Genomic DNA, 18,349 nt, shown 5'->3' with positions numbered 1-18,349 from the left:
CCGGACTGAAGGCGCTCGCGGTGATGGTGACCTCCGCGCGGATCGGCTGCAGCTGGTGCATGGACTTCGGGTACTGGGAGTTCCACCACCAGGGGGTCGACCAGGCCAAGCTGCGCGATGTGCCACAGTGGCGGGACAGTGGCGCCTACTCGGATCTGGAGCGCGCGGTGATGAACTACGCCGAGGCGATGACGGCGACCCCGCCGGAGGTCACCGACGAGCAGGTCGAGCGGTTGCGCGCGGACCTCACCGAGGAGCAGCTGGTCGAGCTCACGGCGCTGATCTCGCTGGAGAACTACCGCTCCCGGACGAACGCCGCCCTCGGCCTGACCAGCCAGGGCTTCAAAGAGACCTGCGAAACCCGCCCCCTCGCTTCACTCGGGGGCGGGAAGGAAAGACTGAGGCCGGTGCGGTGACCGGGGAACAGCTCGCGGCGGAGTTCGCCGAGCACCGCCAGGTGCTGATCGGGGCGGCGTACCGGGTGGTCGGCAGTGTCAGCGACGCGGAGGACGTGGTCCAGGAGGTGTGGCTGCGCTGGTCCGCGATCGACCATGACGACATCCGCGACGCCCGCGCCTACCTGATCCGGATCACCACAAGGCTCGCTTTGAACAAGCTCCGCGAGCAGAAGGCCCGGCGGGAGCAGTACGTCGGCCCGTGGCTGCCCGAACCGCTCGCGGCCGGCGACGACGACCCGGCCGCGGCGGTCGAACTGGCGGACTCGGTCAGCATGGCGATGCTCGTCGTACTCGAGACGCTGTCCCCGCTCGAGCGCGCGACCTTCGTGCTGCGGGAGGTGTTCGACCTGCCGTACGACGAGATCGCGGACACGCTCGGGCGGTCCGAGTCCGCCGTACGGCAGCTCGCCCACCGGGCCCGGGAACACGTGCACGCCCGGCAGCCACGGCACCGCGTCGACAAGGCCCGGCACGACGAGCTGACGATGCGGTTCATGCAGGCGGCCGGGTCCGGCGACTTCGACCAGGTGGTCGCGCTGCTGGCGCCGGACGCGGTCCTGATCAGTGACGGCGGCGGCAAGAAGCGGGCCGCGCTGCGGCCGATCCAGGGCGCGGAGAAGATCGCCCGCTGGCTGTTCGCGGTGCTCGCGGACAACCCCGGGTTCGAGATCCGGATGGCGACGCTGAACGACGAGCGCGCCTACATCGCGTACTTCGACGACCAGCCGGACACGGTCACGTTCATGACCAGCACGGACGGCCGGATCACCGAGCTGTACCTGATCCGGAACCCGGACAAACTGGGGACCGTCCCCTTGCTGCACACCCTCGAGCCGTAAGCTATCTGCAACTCAGTCGCAGATGGAGGTGCGGTGAAGTACCTGGAGGCAGAACCGGACGAGGCACTCGACCCGGGATTGCGGGCAGACCTGCTGGACACCTGGGTCGCGGCCACCAACGCCGGTGGCGCGGTCGGCTACACGGCGCCCGCGCCGGTGGACGAGATCGCGGAGAACCTGGACGGCGCGCTGGGACGCGTCGCGGCCGGGCTCGACGTGCTCGGGGTGTTGCACGACGGTGAGCGGTACGTCGGGATGGGCATGCTGGTGACCCGTAACAGCGCGCTGCAACTGCACTGGCGGACGGTGCTGCGGGTGATGGTGCACCCGGACTGCCAGGGGCAGGGCGCCGGGCGGATCCTGATGGAGGGTTTGCGGGGTTCGGCGAACGACCTCGGGCTCGAGCAGCTGCAGCTGACCGTCCGCGGTGGTCTCGGGCTGGAGAACTTCTACGGCCCGCTCGGCTATCGCGTCGTGGGCGCACACCCGCGCGCGATCCGCGTCGCCCCGGACGACTACCGCGACGAGGTCATGTTGGTGATGGATCTGTAGGCCATCACAATCGACCGCTCCGGGGCCGCTCAGGCGGGGGCCGGCGCCGCGGACGCGATTGTGATGGCCTGGGGATTCACCTCCGCGTGCGGGCGAGGACGACGAGAGTGGCGCCGAGGGCGGCGAGCAGGACGCCGAGGGTGAGGATGAAGGCGGGCGGGCCGCCGGACTCGGTCAGTTCGGCGGCGGCGGAGCGGTACGACTCGTCGGCGGGCTCGGCGCCGACGGTGAACTTCACCGGCGCGGTGACGGTCTCGCCGGCCTCGTCGGTCCGCTCGTACGTCACCTTGGCCGTCCCGGTGAACGCCGCGACCGGCTTGAGCGTGACCGTACCGTCGGTGCCGACCGACCAGGTGCCCGCGCCGTTCGTGACGTTCTTCGAGCAGGTACCGGTCGGTGTCCGCAGGCAGACCGAGCTCGGGCGGATCGTGCCGCTGTCGTTCAGCAACGGGTTCACGGTGACCGGGTTGCCCGGCGTACCGGTCGCCGTGTCCGGCGCGGCCTTCGCGAGCAGCGGGCTGGCGACCGTCACGTCGAGCAGCGCGGTGTCCGACGTGTCGTTCGCGTCGGACACCCGGTAGACGAGCGCCCGCGTCGTACCGACGAAGTCCTTCGCCGGGGTGTACCTGACCGCGCCGCCGTCGCCGACCACGAAGGTCCCTTCGCGAGGCACGGTCACGGACTTCTTCTCCTTGCCGTCGGCCGGATCACGCAGTACGACGGAGTCCTGGCGCAGCGGCGCGGACAGGTCGCCGGGCTTGTCGTTGCCGAGCACGTTCACCACGACCGGCGTACCGAAGGCCGTCTGGACGCTGTCGTCGACGACCACCGGGCGGACCGGCACGACCGTGACGGTGATGGTCGAGCGGGCCGCGTTCTGGTCGCTGTCCTTGACCTCGTACGTGGCCGGCTGCGCGGTGCCGGAGAACGTCGGCTCCGGGCTGAACGTGACCTTGCCGTCGGCAACGACGTACGACCCCTGGCCAGGCACCGTCACCTGGTCGACGAGGGCGCCGTCGGGGCCGACGAGCAGCAGCGACTCCGGGTCGAGCGTCGCGCCCGGGCCGGGCCGGTCGTTCGCGAGCGGATCGACGGTCACCGCGACGTGCTGCTTGGTCCGCGCCACGTCCGGGATCGCGATCGGCCTGGCCTGCACGGTGATCGTCAGCGTGCCGGATCCGATGGTTCCGTTGCGGTCGGCAACCTGGTACCCGACCGGGACCGCGACACCGGCGTACCCGTCCAGCGGTGCGAACCGGATCGCGCCGGACGGCTGCACGGTGAAGGTCCCCTCCCCCGGTACGACGAGCGCGGGCAGCGCGGCACCGGTCACCGGGTCGATCAGCCGGACCCCGCCCGCGACGAGCGGCGCGCTCGGGTCACCCGGCGTGTCGTTCGCCAGTACGTCGACGGTGGTCGCGGTCTCGTACGGCGTCGTCGCGAGGTCGTCCTTGATCACCGGGACGACCGGTGCGACCGTCACGGTGACGGTGGACGTGGCCAGGTTCCCGGTCGTGTCCTCGACCCGGTACGCGACCGACACGACCCCGCGGTACGCCGGCTCCGGGTCGAAGGTGATCTTGCCGGACTTGACGGTGAACACGCCCTGCCCGGGGATCGCCACCTTCGTACCCCACGTCGCGCCGTACAGCTGGAGCGTCGCCGGGACGAGCTGCGCGCCGGTCCCGGGCTTGTCGTTGGCGAGCGGGTCGACGGTCACGGTGACGTTCTGCTTGGTGCCGATCGGGTCCGGCGTCGCCTTCGGGCCTTGGCCGACCGTCAGCAGCAGCAGGCCTTCCGCGGTCGTGCCGTTGGCATCGGAGACCCGGTACGTCGTCGGCGTCGTCACACCGTGGAACCCCTTCGCGGGCGTGAACTTCACCGCGCCGTAGGCGTCCACGGCGTACGTGCCCTCGCCGGGTCGGGTCAGCGTCTTGCCGTACTGGCCGCCGTGGCCGTCCGGGGCGTCCTGGCCGTCTTTCAGTACGACGCTGGCCGGCTGCAGCGGCGCCGACGGGTCGCCGGGTTTGTCGTTCGCCAGCACGTTCACCGTGATCGGATGCCCGTACGGCGTGATCGCCGAGTCGTTCAGGACCACCGGAGTGACCGGTACGACGGTGATGGTGAGCGTCGAGGCGGCGTAGTTGCCGTCGGAGTCGGCGACCCGATAGGTGACCGGGGCCGCCTTGCCGCGGAACGCCGGCAGCGGGTCGAAGGCGATCGCGCCGCTCGGCCGCACCGTGTAGGTGCCCTGGTTCGCGACGGTCAGGGTCTTCGCGGACTCGTTGAGGACGACCGACCCACGATCGAGCTTGGCGTCGGTGCCGGGGCGGTCGTTGGAGAGCACGTTCACCGTGACGGTCACGTTCTGCTTTGTGGAGGCGGTGTCGGCGATCGCGACCGGCGGCTGCCCGACGGTGACGGTCAACCGGGCGGTCGCCTTCGTCCCGTTCGTATCGGCCACCTGGTACGTCAGCGGCGTACCGGGTCCGCGGAAGGTCGCGCTGGGGTCGAACCGCACCGCTCCGCCGACGGCCGTGTACTCGCCCTCGTTCGGGATCCGTACTGCTTCCTTCGCCCGCCCGTCGGCCGGGTCGACGAGCTGCAGGCTGCCCGGTACCAGCGGCGCGGTCGGGTCGCCCGGCTTGTCGTTGGCGAGCACGCTCACCGTGATCCGCTTGCCGTACGGCGTCCGCGCGGTGTCGTCGGCCGCGACCGGAGTGACCGGCGCGATCGTGACCGTGATCGTCGAGCGCGCGGTCTGGCCGAACTCGTCAGCGACCCGGTACGTCACCTTGGCGCCCGTACCGGTGAAGGCCGGCAGCGGATCGACCGCGACCGTACCGTCCGGGCCGACCTCGTACGTGGCCTGGCCCGGGACCTTCACCAGCTTCTTGAGCGAGCCGTCCGCCGGATCCACCAGCGTCAGGCTGTGCGGGTCGAGGACGGTCCCGACGCCGGGCAGGTCGTTGGCCAGCGGGCTGAGGCGCAGCGGGACGTTCTGCTTGCCGGTCGCGGTGTCCGGCTCGGCGGTCGGCGGCGCCGGCTTCGCGACCGTGACGGTCAGCGTCGCGGTGGTCGTCGTACCGTTCACGTCGGCGACCCGGTACGTGACCGGGGTCGCGGCGCCGGTGAACTTGGGCGCCGGGGCGACCTCGATCGTGCCGTCCGGGGTCGTCGTGTACGTCGCCTGGCCCGGCACCACGAGCGTTGCCGTCGGCAGCTTCGTGGTCGGGTCGATCAGCCGTACGGTGCTGGGCACCAGCGGGACGGACGGGTCGCCGGGGTCGTCGTTCGCGAGCACCCGGGCGGTGACGCGGGTGCCGTACGCGGTGGTCGCGGTGTCGTCGGACGCGTCCGGCTGCACCTTGGTCACCCGGACGGTCAGCGTCGACCGCCCGATCGCACCGTTGCTGTCGGCAACCTGATAGCCGATCGCGGTCGCGGTGCCGCTGAAGGACGGCAGCGGGTCGAACAGCACCTTGCCGTCGGCCCTCACCAGGTACTTGCCCTGGCCGGGGACGACGAGCGACAGGACCGGCTGGGTCGCGGTCAGCAGGCGGACGGTGCCGGGCTTCAGGGCCGCGCCGGTTGGTCCGGGCTTGTCGTTGTCGAGCACCGGCACCACCGTGGTCCGGCCCTGCAACGTGGTGACGGTGTCCTCGTTCGCCACCGGTGGGCCGGGTGCCGCGACAGAGACCGTCAGCTCGGCGCGCGCGGCCGTACCGTTCTTGTCGAGCACCTGGTACGTGATCGGCGTGCCGACGCCGGTGAACCCGTGCACCGGGTCGAACGTCACCTTGCCGGCGGCCACCAGGTACGTGCCCTGTCCGGGGACCGTCAGATTGTCAACAATCTGCTTGTTGACCGGATCGACCAGCCGCAGCGTGGCCGGTACCAGCGGCGCGTCCGGGGAGCCGGGCAGGTCGTTGTCGAGCACGGGCACGACCACCGCGGTGTCGAACGCGGTCGAGACCGAGTCGCCGTTCGCGACCGGCGTCACCGGGGTGACCGTGACGGTCAGCGTGGACTCGGCCGTCTGGTGGGTGGTATCGGCGACCCGGTACCCGATCGACGTACCGACGCCGGTGAACTGCGGCTTCGGGATGAAGTCCACGCCGCCGTCCGGCTTCACGACGTAGGTGCCCTCGCCTGGGATCGCCACCTGCTTCTTGAATGTCGCGTCGGCGGGATCCCGCAGGACGACGGAACCGGGGACGAGTTGCACCCCGGCGGCCGCGTGGTCGTTGGCGAGCGGCTTCACGGACACGCTGACGTTCTGCGGGGTGGTCGCGGTGTCCGGGATGGCGACCGGGTGGTCCGGCAGCGACACGGTCACGGTGAGCTTCGCGGTCCCGGTCGTACCGTTGCTGTCGGCAACGCGGTAGGTGACTGGCTTGGCGGTGCCGACGAAACCGGGCACAGGCTCGACGCGGACCGTGCCGTCGGCGTTGGCGACGTACTTCGCCTGGCCGACCACGTTCACCATCTGCGTGCATTGTTGATTGTCAACAATGCACAGCGTCCCGGGGACGAGCTGCGCGGCGGGATCGCCCGGCTTGTCGTTCGCCAGCACCTTCACGATCACGGCGGCGCCGAACCCGGTCGTCGCGGTGTCGTCGGTCAGCACCGGCGGAGGCGGCGGCGTGATCGCGAACGGGTAGTCCTCGACCTCACCCGCATCCGCCGCACCCGTCGGCCTCTCCACCTGCGCGGCGGTGTAGCCGACCCGCACCCGCGCGTACGACGTACCCGCCTTCGGCACGATCGCCGACCACTGCAGCGTGACCTTCGGCTGCTTGGCCGCGAACGACGCACACGCGCGCTCGCCCGGGTCGAAGACCCCGTTGACGTTGAAGTCGATCCACCCGCATGCCCGGCCGGCCTTCGACGCGCCGGTGAGCTGCAGATCCGCGGAGTACGAGGTCCGCCCGGTGTGCAGCGGCTCGAGTACGACGCCGTCGCCGGGCCTCGGCGTGACCGGGCCGGTGGTGCTGTTCGGGACGTCGGGGTTGTCCTCCGGGGCGTCCTTGCCGAGGCGTACGTCGCTCAGCACGGACCACGCGCTGCCGTATGACGCCGGCGCATGGCTGAAGTTCTCGGGTGCGGACGCGACGATCGAGAACGCGTCGCCGGACGAGCCGTTGTTCAGCGGGGGCAGCTTCGGGTGCTTGGTGAACACCGCCGAGACGTTGAAGCTGACCTTGGTCACGACGCCGTTCACCCGGACCGAACCGCACGCGGCGGTCGCCGAGGTGTCGAGACCGGACGGCGACTTCGTGTTCACGCAGTTCGGGCCGGTGTCGTGGTTCACGGCGGTGATCGTGTCGCTGGTCACGGCGAGGTTGTTGCCGGCGCCGACCTTCGTCAGGCTGAGGCCGGCGGTGCCGAGCTTGAGGATCGCGTGCAGCTCGGACTGCGCGACGGTCCGGCCGCTGACGGTCCGGGTGACGGATCCGCCGAGGCCGCCGAGGTGCAGGACCGGGTTGCGGACCGGCTGCGAGAACGCGATCGTCACCGTGCCACGGTCGCCGCAGCCGCCGGTGGAGGCGCAGTCGCCGGTGTTCACCACCACGTCCTGCGCGGGAGTCCCCGTTGGGATCGCGGGCCGGTACGTCGCCGGGCCGATCCCGCGGACGCCCGCGGTCGCCGGGTCGCCGAGCTCGGTCTGCCCGCTCACGGTGATCGTCTGCCGCAGCCCGGAGCCCGGCATCACCGTGGTCGCTCCGCCACTGAACGGCGCGGCCGGTACTTCGTAGGCGTTCGCGGTCAGGGTGCCGAGGCTCAGCAGGCCGGTAGCAAGAAGAATGGCCCCCGGTCGGGTTGCCCGCATATGTCCAGCCCTCCCGAGCAATCACGATCGACGCTACGGCCGCGGGCGGGCGAGCCATGCTGACCCGATGTTACGGGAGATTCACGCTCCGAGGTCGTAGATCCGGACCTTGCCGATGCTGTGTCGCCGGACGGCGAGGCGGTCGAGGGCGGGCGCGACCGGCCCGTTGCGCCCGTCGGCGTACAGCCAGCGGACGCCGTACTCGTCGCGTAACCGGCGCAGTACGTCCGCAGTCGGTGCGGTCAGCGCTTGTTCGGTGAGTGCCACGCGGTCCGGCCAGGGCGACGGCTGCTCGGTGTAGCGGCGGCCGCCTTGGCCCTGTGCGGCCATCGCCTGGTTCGTGTACGCCCAGCCTTCGAGCAGCGTGCGGCGACCGGCGATGCCGCTGACCAGATAGCCGCGGGCGTCGCAGCCGGACGCGAGTGAGCCGGCCGGGCGGCACCAGGTGTTCGTCGCGACCACGTCGTACGGCGCCGAGTGTTGCCCGAGCCACAACGCCGCCTCGGCCTCGTCCGGGTACACCCACCAGCGCGCCGCGCGATACGTCGGCGCCTTCTCGGTGTCGCCCCGCACGGCGCTCTGCGCGAACGAGCTGATCGGCGCGGTCGACAGCAGCACGAGTACGACGAACATGCCGCCGCCTGCTTGCCGCAACGTCAGCCGCCACACGAGTAGCAGGAACAGCGTGATCCCGAGGACGACCAGCAACATCCGCGTGGTCAGCCACAGCTGCCGACCGGTCGACGCCGCCGGGACACCGCGAGCCCAGACGAGCAGACCGGCGTACCCGATCGAGAGGATGAAGGCGGCGACCGCGATCGGGATCGGGCGGCCGGACGCGCGGGCACTGGTCGCCGCGAACCAGCCGGCGCCGGCCAGGCTGAACGGCGCCGCGGTGTAGACGAAGTACGACTCGCTCACCGACGGGTGGTCGACCAGCAGGTACCCGGCCCAGCCCGCGATCATCGCGCCAAGCAGGAACCAGGCGATCGGGTCCCGGCGTACTACGACACCTAGACCGGCCCACGACATCGCCTGGAGGGTCAAGAGCAGCCCTAGCAGCAGGCTGAGCGTTCCGAGCACCTCACCGTGCGCCAACGCAGGCAGGAGCAGCCCACCGTCGCCCGGCTGCGTCTTGTCGCCAGTAGCCGCGGTGTAGACGGGCAGCGACTTCAGTACGGCGAGGAACTGCACGTGGGACCCGCTGGTGCTGCCAGCAACAGTCAGGAAGGTCGCGGCACCTACAACGAGCAGGACGGCCGCCGTACCGATAAGACGCCATGGCAGGCGTCGCGTTGTCACCAGGAGGTACACGGCAGCGAGGCCGACGGCTGCTACGAGCAGCGGGAGCACGGTCGGCTTGGAACCACCGCCTACAACCGCTACCGGGACGATGAGCAGCCAGAGGCGGTGGCTGCCGTTTCGGAACAGTAGCTCGATCAAGAACACCGCTACGGCAACAGCCGCGACCATGCCGAACGTCTGGGACGGGCTGAGCAGACTGACCGGCGGTGCGAGATTCACACTCGTGTCGACGAGCAGGAACAGTTGCGGGGCGGCTAGGGCGAGTGCCGCGAGTACTCCGGTCCACCAGGTGCGGCTGACGATCCTTGCGAGCGTTGCGCACACGAGCAGCGACACGACCAGCCACGGCAGGATCCAGAGCCGGAACAGTACGACGAGCGGCGTGAGGCGCGTGACGTCGACGGCTGCGGCCATGTCGGCGTTCGCGAACCAGTGGTAGTCCAGCCGCTCGTTGACGACCTGAGGCAGCTCCGGCGGGACGGAACGCGTCAGCTCGTGCACCATCGACAGGTGGTACAGCAGGTCCGGGTAGTACGCCTCGCCGTGCGGCGGCATCGGGTGGTACGCCATCACGCCGAGCGTGGTCGCGCCGACCATCACCGCCGCGGACACCGCCAGCCCGACGGTCCATCCGAACGGCAGCGGCTTCGGCTCGGCGATCCGGAAGTACCGCCGCCCGGCGACCGCGAACCCGGCCAGTACCAGCGCCGGCCAGACGATCAGCCACCGTTGCCAGCCGAGCGCGGTGAAGATCGCCCAGCCGATCAGCTGCCAGGTCGCGCCGACCACCGACCCGAGCCCGAGATCCTCCGCCCAGTTACCGGTACTGCGCCATACGGCCCGCAGCAGCAACGTACCGGGCAGCGCGATCGCGGCCGCGAAGTACGCGGCGTACTTGAGGATCGGGCCGGCGCCGACGTCGCCGAGCGAGACGAACCCACCGGCAGCCACCAGGATCGGCAGCAGCCAAGGGGCGGACCGCCTCATCTGGTGCTTTCGTGGACCGGCTCCTGGTGCCCGTGGTCGTCGAGGCTGTCGTAACCGACGAGGAACTGCGGACGGCGCTGACTCGACTGGAACAGGCGCGCGACGTACTCGCCGAGCAGCCCGAGACACAGCAACTGGATCGCACCGATGACGCTCACCGCGAGCACCGTCGACGTCCAGCCGGGAATACTCCGGCCGGTCAGCTTGATCACCAGCGCGCCGATCACGAACACGCCGGACATCACCCCGCCCAGCAACCCGAGCCAGGTCGCCAGCCGCAGCGGAGCCGCCGAGAACGCGGTCACGCTGTCGAACGCGAGCCGCACCATCTTCGACACGCTGTACTTCGTGGTCCCCGCGGCGCGCTCCGCCCGGACGTACTTCACCTCGGTGCTCGGGAACCCGAGCCACGGGATCACCAGCCGGAACACCCGGCCGTCGTCGGGCAACGCGTTCACCGCGTCGACCACCCGGCGCGTCACCAGCCGGAAGTCGGCCGCGTCGAACGGGATCTGCTTGCCGACCAGACGGCACATCAGCCGGTAGTACAACCGGGCGGTCGTCCGCTTCGCCCACGAATCACTGGAACGGTCCGAGCGGACGCCGTACACGACGTCGACGTCCTCCTCCTCGACCGCGCGCAGGAACTCCGCGATCACCTCCGGCGGATCCTGCAGGTCGGCGTCGATCGTGACCACGTACCGGCCACGGGCGCGCCGGAAGCCGGCCGACTGGGCCGCCTGGTGACCGCTGTTCCGGAGCAGGCGGACGACGCGCAGCTGCGGCCAGTCCTTCGCGGCGTCCAGCAGCAGGGCGGCCGTGCGGTCCCGGCTGCCGTCGTCGACGACCAGCAGCTCGTAGCTGATCCCCAGCCCGTCGAGCAGCGGATGCATCCGCTGGAAGAAGATCGGCAGCACCTCTTCCTCGTCGTACATCGGTACGACGACGGAGAGCTCGGGTTTGTCCCGCATCGGCTGCCTTTCTCCAGATCAGGGGTTGACCATAGCGCGCGCTACGCCGGTGAGATCGCCACCGCACCCGTACGGCGCGGGTCGCCGACCGCCAGCAGGCCGTCGGCCGGATCCCAGAACGCGGCCGCGACGCCGCCGAAGTACATCGAGTGCGGCGGCATCGGCCGGGTCGGCAACGCGGTCGATCCGGACACCGGCATGTCGTCCTCGTAGTCGACGGTCACGTCCTCGCGGACCCGGACGTGCAGCCGCGGATGCTCGACGGCCTCCCGCAGCGAGAGGCCGCCGTGCGTGGCGAGCGCGTACACCTGGGCGATCGCGGTCGGGATCCGGTCCGAGCCGGGCGAGCTGATCGCCAGTACGGCGCCGTCGCGGTCCCGTCTCGCGACGCTCGGGGCCATGTTGGACGTCAGCCGGGTGCCCGGCGCGAGGCTGTGCGGGCCGCCGTGCAGGAGCTCCTGCTCGCCGAGCGCGTTGTTCAGCCAAATGCCGGTGCCGGGCGTGAGGACGCCGGAGCCGTACCCGGACGAGACGGTGATCGCGCACGCGTCGCCCTCGTCGTCGACGACCGACACGGTCGCCGTACTGGGCGAGCTCAGCGCGCGGAGGTCGCCGGCCGCGGCCAGGTCGAGAAGCTTCTGCCCTTCGAGTCGGCGTACGTCCTCCGCGTCGATCTCGGCGAGCCGCCGGCCGAGGACGGCGTACTGCACGTCGATGAGCCGCTCCAGCTCGGACTGCCGCCAGCTGCCGTCGGCCGGTACGCCCTCGAGCAGCGCGAGCATCGCGGCGGCCGCGACACCGCCGACCGCCGGCGGCGGGTTGGTCGCCAGGCGCCAGCCGTTCTGCTTGACGATCAGGGCCGGGCGGACGACGGCCTCGTACGCCGCCAGGTCCTCGGCGGTGAGGATGCCGTCGTTCGCGGACATGTCCTCGACGAGGAGCCGCGCCAGCTCACCGGTGTACATGGTCTCGGCGCCGTCGCGGGCGATCAGCTCGAGCGCCTCGGCCAGCTCCGGGATCACGACCGTACTGCCGGCCTTGATCACGGTGCCGTCCTCGGCGTGCACGACACCGTGGCTCGGCTGGTGCCAGCCGAAGATGATCTCGTGGGTGAAGCCCAGGTAGTACCCGGAGGTCCGGCTCAGCGGGAAGCCGTTGCGGGCGACGTCGATCGCGGGCTGCACGACCTCACGCCACGGCGCCTTGCCGGAACGGCGGTGTGCCAGGTCGAGCGCCTTCATCCCACCCGGCGTGGCGACCGAACCATGGCCGACCGTGGTCGTCGTACCGCCGCCGTAGTCGGTGGTGACGTCCCACACGCCCTGCCCGAACCGCTCCCCCGGCAGCCCCCGCCCCGGCATCTCCACCCAGCCGTCGATCGTCACCGGCTCGGCCCCCGCCACCTCCAACGTGACAAATCCACCCGAGGCCGGCGACACCACGCCGATCTCGTTCACCATCGTCACCAACGTCGCGGCAATCGCCGCATCCACCGCATTCCCACCCTCAGCAGCCACCCGCACCCCGGCCTGAGCCGCCGCCTCATTGGCCGCCGCCACAGCAACCCGCGGCCGCCCGCTCACCGCGTGCCCTCACTCCGCGCGGGCATGCTCGGGCGGGCTCGGCCTGGGGTGGCCGAGCCGCTCGAGCGGACGCCCGTAGGCATGACTCTCAGCCGACCCGTTGGACCGCGTTGAAGCGGTCGACGGTTACCTGGACGGCTGCCTGGCGGGCGTCGGCGACCTCGTTCTCCTTCAGGGTGCGATCGGGAGCACGGAAGCGGAGCGCGAAGGCGAGCGACTTCTTGCCCTCGCCGATCTGCTCGCCGGTGTACACGTCGAACAGCCGCACCGACTCCAGCAGCTCCCCCGCGCCCTCGGCCAGCGCCGCCTGCACGTCCGCGGCCGGTACGTCGGCCGCCACGATCAGCGCGACGTCCTCCTTGGCCACCGGGTACGACGAGAACGGGTGCGCCGCGATCGACTCCGGGCCGGCCGCGATCAGCGCGTCCAGGTCCAGCTCGGCCGCACTCGACCGGGCCGGCAGCCCGAACGCCTGGCAGACCTTCGGATGCAGCTCACCCGCATGCCCCACGACCTTGCCGTCGACGGAGAACTCCGCGCACCGCCCCGGGTGCCACGGCGCGAGCTCGACGTTCCGCACCACCGGCTCCACACCGACGGCGGACGCGATCAGCCGCGCGACCTGCACCGCGTCGGCCCAGCCCGCCGGGCGGCCCTTGCCCCACCAGCCGGTCGGCGTCCGCGCCCCGGTCAGCACCACACCGACGTGCAGCGGCTGGTCCGGGAGCGCGTCGTACAGCGCCTGCACCTCAGCGTCACTCGGGCGCTGCTCGACCGACGGCAGCGGCGCGGGCTTCGTCTCGGCCTTCGGCAGGAAGACCAGGCCGGTCTGGAAGATCGCCAGGTCGCTCGCACCGCGGCCGACGTTCCGCTCGGCCGTCCGGAGCAGCGTCGCGAGCAGGGTGGTCTGCATCGACGGCTCTTCGTCGGAGATCGGGTTGACGAGCTTCACCGTCGTACGCCGCGGGTCGTCGGCCGGGAGCCCCAGCGCGTCGAAGTCGGCCGCGCCGGTGAACGGGTACGAGACGACCTCGGTCAGCCCCGCGCCGACCAGCGCGGTAGCCACCCGCCGACGCCGCCGCTGCGCCACCGTGAGGCCCTGCCCACCCGGCGCCGCCGGCAACACCGACGGCACGTTGTCATACCCGAACAGCCGAATAACTTCCTCGGCAAAGTCGTTGGGATCCCGCAAATCCGGCCGCCACGACGGCGGCGTCACGGTCAGCAGGTCATCCCCGACCAAATCAGCAGCCACCACCGATCCTGGGGCACCGTCAGCTCGACCGCCGAGCGACAAGCCCTCCGCGCCGGCCGCGGCACCAGCCGCACCTGTCACGCCCGTCGCGGTCGCGGCGGAGCCGGGGTGCGGCGCCGCTGCGACAACCAGGGCCGGGGCGTGGACGCCTACCGCGAGGGGGGCGGGGGTTGCGCCGGCAGCAGCCCGCTCGATGGTGCACCCAACCGAGCGGAGGTGCTTCAGCGTTTCCTCGAGGGTGATCGGGGCACCCGCGACCCGGGCGGCGTGGTCCGCGCGGAGGTTGACCGGTGCGGGCGCCGGGTGGGTGTCGACCACCGTCTCGTCGGGGAGGGTCGTGCCGCCGGCGTACTCGGCGAGGAGGTTCGCGACGCGTTGCGCGGCGTACCTCGGCAGGGCCGGGTCGACCTCGCGCTCGAACCGCCGCGACGCCTCCGACGACAGCTTGTGCCGCCGGGAGGCGCGGGCGATCACGATCGGGTCGAAGTGCGCGGCCTCGATCACCACGTCGACGGTGCTGCCGGAGATCTCGGTCGACGCACCACCCATCACCCCGGCGACGCCGATCGGCCCGGAGTCGTCGGTGATCAGGAGGTCCTCGGCGTCCAGCTCCCGCGTCTGGTCGTCGAGCGTCATCAGCTTCTCGCCCGGGTTCGCCCGCCGGACCACGATCTCGCCGGACAGCCGCGCCTTGTCGTAGGTGTGGATCGGCTGCCCGAGCTCGAGCATCACGTAGTTCGCGACGTCGACCCCGATCGAGATCGGCCGCATCCCGGACGCCAGCAGCCGCTTCTGCATCCACCGCGGCGACAACGCCTGCGGGTCGATCCCGTGCACGGTCCGCGTGACGAATGCGCTGCACGCCGCCGCGTCGTCCACGCGCACCGGATACCCACCGGCACCGGACCCGTCGAGCGTCAGCTCCGCCGGATCCTTCAGGGGTACGCCGTACGCCGTCGCCGCCTCGCGGGCGACCCCGCGGATCGACAGGCAGTACCCACGATCCGGCGTCACCGCGATGTCCAGTACGTCGTCCCGCAGCGCGAGCAGCTCGATCGCGTCGTCACCCGGCGCGGCCTCACCCGGCTCGAGCACCACGATCCCGTGCGTACCGTCGTCGCCCAGGCCGAGCTCGGAGCTCGAGCAGATCATCCCGTTCGACACGTGGCCGTACGTCTTCCGGGCCGCGATCGCGAACCCGCCGGGCAGCACCGCACCCGGCAGCACCACGACCACCAGATCGCCGACCTCGAAGTTGTGCGCGCCGCAGACCACCCACTGCGGCTCGTCCTTGCCGATGTCCAGCGAGCACCAGCGGATCGTCTTGCCGTTCTTCTGCGGCTCGTTCTCGTACGTGAGCACCTTGCCGACCACGAGCGGCCCGGTCAGGTCGGACTCCTCGACGGTCTCCACCTCGAGGCCGGCCCGGATCAGCTGCTCCGCGACCTGGCGGCCGGTGACCTCGGCCGGCAGGTCGACGTACTCCCGAAGCCATGACAGTGGGACCCGCATCAGATCTCCATCCCGAACTGGCGGCTGAACCGCACGTCACCCTCGACCATGTCCCGCATGTCCTCGACCCCGTTGCGGAACATCAGCGTCCGCTCCAGGCCCATCCCGAACGCGAAACCGGAGTACCGCTCGGTGTCGATGCCGTTGGCCTGCAGGACCCGCGGGTTCACCACGCCGCAGCCGCCCCACTCGATCCAGCCCTCGCTGCCGCAGGTGCGGCACGGGCGGTCCGGGTTGCCGACGGACGCGCCGCGGCAGACGAAGCACTTCAGGTCGACCTCGGCCGACGGCTCGGTGAACGGGAAGAAGTTCGGCCGCAGGCGCGCCTCGAGGCCTTCGCCGAACATCGAGACGACGAAGTGGTCCAGGGTGCCCTTGAGGTGCGCGAGCGTGATGCCTTCGTCCACCACCAGGCCCTCGACCTGGTAAAAGACGGGCGTGTGGGTCGCGTCCAGCTCGTCGGTGCGGAACACGCGGCCCGGGCAGATCACGTAGATCGGGGGTTTGCGGGTCAGCATCGACCGCGCCTGCACGGGCGACGTGTGGGTGCGCAGGACCTTGCCGGAGCCGGCCGGCTCGACGAAGAAGGTGTCCTGCATCTGCCGCGCCGGGTGGTCGGGCTGGAAGTTCAGGGCGTCGAAGTTCAGCCACTCGGCCTCGACCTCGGGACCTTCCGCGACGTCCCAGCCGAGCGCGGTGAACACGTCCGCGACCTGCTCGGAGATCAGCGACAGCGGGTGCCGGGCGCCGAGCTCCGGGGTGTGCCACGGCAGCGTCACGTCGACCCGCTCGGTGGCCAGCATCCGCTCCTCGTGCTCGGCCTCGAGCACCGCGAGCCGGGCCGCGAAGCCCTCGTTGATCGCCTTCCGGGCGGCACCGATGCGCTGCCCGGCCTCCTTCCGGGCCTGCGGCGGCAGCGCGCCGATCTCCCGGTTGGCGAGCACGATCGGCGACTTGTCCCCGAGATGGGCGGACTTCGCCTCCTGCAGGGCGGCCAGATCGGCCGCCTTGGTAAACGCCGTCAGCGCCTCGTCGCGGGTCCGCTCCACCTCTTCGGCATGCAGCGGCGTCACTTCGACCGGGTCGTAATCAGTGTTGGGACCGGACATGGCTCGCTCTCAATTCGGAACTTCTGCGAATTGCAGTCTAGAAACCCGAACCCCAAACCCGTGAATCGGCCGTCCACAACCCCACGCCACCCCACCCGTCCGAGCCCGGGTTGGGGAGGATATTGGCCCCGGATCGGCACAAGATCCTCCCCGACCCGGCTGTTCATGCAAGCGGGCAGGTCGGGGAGCAGGGGTGTGGGGCGTCGGGCCAGCCGCGGAGCTGCAGGGCAGCGACCACGTGCGACGCCGCCTGGCACGGTGCACCGAGCAGTTGGTACCCGAATCTCAGCGTGAGCTTGCCGTTCGTCGCGGCCGCGTTGTCCCTGATCATGTCTCGCCACCGGCCGTCCGCATCCGCATGACCGGCCTTCCCGTCCAGCTCGACGATCACGCCGTACGGCGGGTACTCCGAGTCCCGGTACACGACCCCGCCCGCGTCCGCGGCGCGGACCTGGCGCCGGGCCCGGGGCAACCCGTGTGCACGCTCGACCCGCCGCAGGTAGGCCTGCTCGAGCAACGACTGAACGCCTTCGGCCGCCTCACCGAGGATCCGCCGGAGGATCCGCCGGCCGGGCAACTCCGGGAGGGCGTCGAGTTCGGCCAGCAACCGGGACGGCGTCGTCCGCCGCTGCCGGCAAGCGTCGAACAGTACGGCGGCCCGCCTCGACACGTCCGCTTCCGCGCGGGCGGTGACCAGCAGCGCGACCTCCAACCGCACCATCGGCGGTTCGCGAGACGTCTGAACCAGCGTGGGCAGCTGCCGGTGGCGGGTGACGACAACCCCCGGCCTCGGATCGACCCGACGCGAATGCGGTACCGCGATCTCGATTCGCCCGTCCCGCCAGTCCCCCGCAACGCCGTACCTGCGGAGCGCCGTCGTACCGGTCAACGCCGCCCCCGGCCCACACGACAGCCATGCCGCCCACATCCTGGTCTCCCACGGCAACGGCCCGGTGAAGTCGACGTACACGCCCGTGTGGACGCGCTGCAACTGCCAGGCCCGGCAACGCCCGCGCAGCACCTTGTCGGTGATTCCGTAGGCCAGCGCCTGGTCCCGGGTGAACGCACCCGCCTGGGCCCGGCGCAGCTCCCGGAACGACCGCCCCAGATCCTCGTTTCTCTGCTCCACCCCTCAGAAGATGCACGACTCGCCCGTGTCCCCGCCCGCTCCGCCCTCGGCCTGTGGACGGGCTGCTTGGGGAGGATCGTTGTCCCGAAATGGGACGAAATCCTCCCCAAGTCCGGGGGTGTTCAGCCCGGGGTGTTCAGCCCAGGGTGTGGCGGGCTCGGATGGTGGCTATCAGGAGGGCCAGGGCGGCCAGGAAGGCGCCTAGGCCGATGGGGAGGAAGAACGTGGGGTAGTTGACGACGGCGGCGGGGTCGGCCCAGGGTTCGTGGCCGGGCTTTGGTTCGGCGAGGAAGAGGCACGCCGCGCCGGCCACGTCGTACCCGATCGCCAGCACGAGCGTCACGAGCGCAAGACCGCGTGCCCACTCGACGACCCGCCTGATCCCCCGCGAGCGTCCGTACAACATGGCGCCGAGCGCGAACGGGAGCAGGATGAGCATCGCCATCAGCACCAGGTTGGCCACCCCCTGGGAGCCGTCCGGGTACGTCGGCCGGATGCGCGCCGCTCCACCGGCGAGCAGGTCGATCAGCCACGGTCGGGTCACCCGGCAATCGTGTCAGCCCACCGTGTCAGCGACACCGGGTCAGCGAACCGGGTCGGCGAAACCCCGGCACCAACGCTAGGCCCGGGGAGACTACGGGTCAGCGGCCGGATTCGGTGGAGCGGCCAGGGCGGGTGGTGCGGTCCGGGTGGGCGGTTCCGGTCGTGGTGTCGGGGAGCGTGACCTGGTCGGCGGACGGGAGCGAGCCGGGGGCGGCGACCCCCTCCAGGACGAACCGCTGGTACAGCGTGCCCACGTCGTAGCCGGCCGGGTCG

At 71.1% G+C, this 18,349-nt stretch carries 11 protein-coding genes; 3 read left to right on the top strand and 8 right to left on the bottom strand.

From position 1 onward, the window contains the following. The 3 genes from VFF46_RS17785 to VFF46_RS17775 all read left to right on the top strand — a co-directional run. On the top strand, positions 1-416 hold a 416-nt coding region (locus VFF46_RS17785), incomplete at its 5' end, for a carboxymuconolactone decarboxylase family protein (protein WP_325038251.1). Next, positions 413-1,297, top strand: a complete 885-nt coding sequence (locus tag VFF46_RS17780) for an RNA polymerase sigma-70 factor (protein ID WP_325038250.1) — start codon at positions 413-415, stop codon at positions 1,295-1,297. The genes VFF46_RS17785 and VFF46_RS17780, both read left to right, overlap by 4 nt. A 33-nt stretch (positions 1,298-1,330) precedes the next feature. Continuing rightward, entirely contained in the window at positions 1,331-1,849 is a 519-nt protein-coding gene (locus VFF46_RS17775) for a GNAT family N-acetyltransferase (protein ID WP_325038249.1), read from the top strand. A gap of 76 nt (positions 1,850-1,925) precedes the next feature. Here the strand turns inward: VFF46_RS17775 and VFF46_RS17770 are convergent, their stop codons facing one another. From VFF46_RS17770 to VFF46_RS17735, 8 genes are all read right to left on the bottom strand, one after another. Continuing rightward, positions 1,926-7,682, bottom strand: a complete 5,757-nt coding sequence (locus VFF46_RS17770) for an Ig-like domain-containing protein (RefSeq protein WP_325038248.1) — start codon at positions 7,680-7,682, stop codon at positions 1,926-1,928. Between the two features lie 81 nt (positions 7,683-7,763). Then, positions 7,764-9,974 carry a hypothetical protein gene (locus VFF46_RS17765; protein ID WP_325038247.1) on the bottom strand — a complete coding sequence of 737 codons (2,211 nt, stop codon included), beginning with the start codon at positions 9,972-9,974 and terminating at the stop codon, positions 7,764-7,766. Beyond that, a complete protein-coding gene (locus tag VFF46_RS17760; RefSeq protein ID WP_325038246.1) occupies positions 9,971-10,945 on the bottom strand; it encodes a glycosyltransferase family 2 protein in 975 nt (324 codons plus the stop codon). The genes VFF46_RS17765 and VFF46_RS17760 overlap by 4 nt, the downstream gene beginning before the upstream one ends. Before the next feature lie 41 nt (positions 10,946-10,986). After that, complete coding sequence (locus VFF46_RS17755) at positions 10,987-12,462, bottom strand: gamma-glutamyltransferase (RefSeq protein WP_325038252.1); 1,476 nt, start codon at positions 12,460-12,462, stop codon at positions 10,987-10,989. A gap of 154 nt (positions 12,463-12,616) precedes the next feature. Beyond that, positions 12,617-15,295, bottom strand: coding sequence for a phenylalanine--tRNA ligase subunit beta (locus VFF46_RS17750; protein WP_325038245.1), 2,679 nt, complete (start codon positions 15,293-15,295; stop codon positions 12,617-12,619). Then, positions 15,295-16,404, bottom strand: coding sequence for a phenylalanine--tRNA ligase subunit alpha (gene pheS, locus VFF46_RS17745; protein ID WP_325038244.1), 1,110 nt, complete (start codon positions 16,402-16,404; stop codon positions 15,295-15,297). Before pheS ends, VFF46_RS17750 begins: the two co-directional genes overlap by 1 nt. Positions 16,405-16,567: 163 nt before the next feature. Next, the gene (locus VFF46_RS17740; RefSeq protein ID WP_325038243.1) at positions 16,568-17,533 is read right to left on the bottom strand and encodes a hypothetical protein; all 966 of its coding nucleotides are present in this window, start codon (positions 17,531-17,533) and stop codon (positions 16,568-16,570) included. A gap of 136 nt (positions 17,534-17,669) precedes the next feature. Further along, entirely contained in the window at positions 17,670-18,077 is a 408-nt protein-coding gene (locus tag VFF46_RS17735; RefSeq protein WP_325038242.1) for a hypothetical protein, read from the bottom strand. Positions 18,078-18,349 lie beyond the last annotated feature (272 nt).

The sequence above is a fragment of the Kribbella sp. genome (assembly GCF_035655035.1).
Taxonomy (GTDB): Bacteria; Actinomycetota; Actinomycetes; order Propionibacteriales; family Kribbellaceae; genus Kribbella.
Note: the sequence above shows the minus strand (reverse complement) of the source record. Positions and strands in the feature narration are given on the sequence as shown.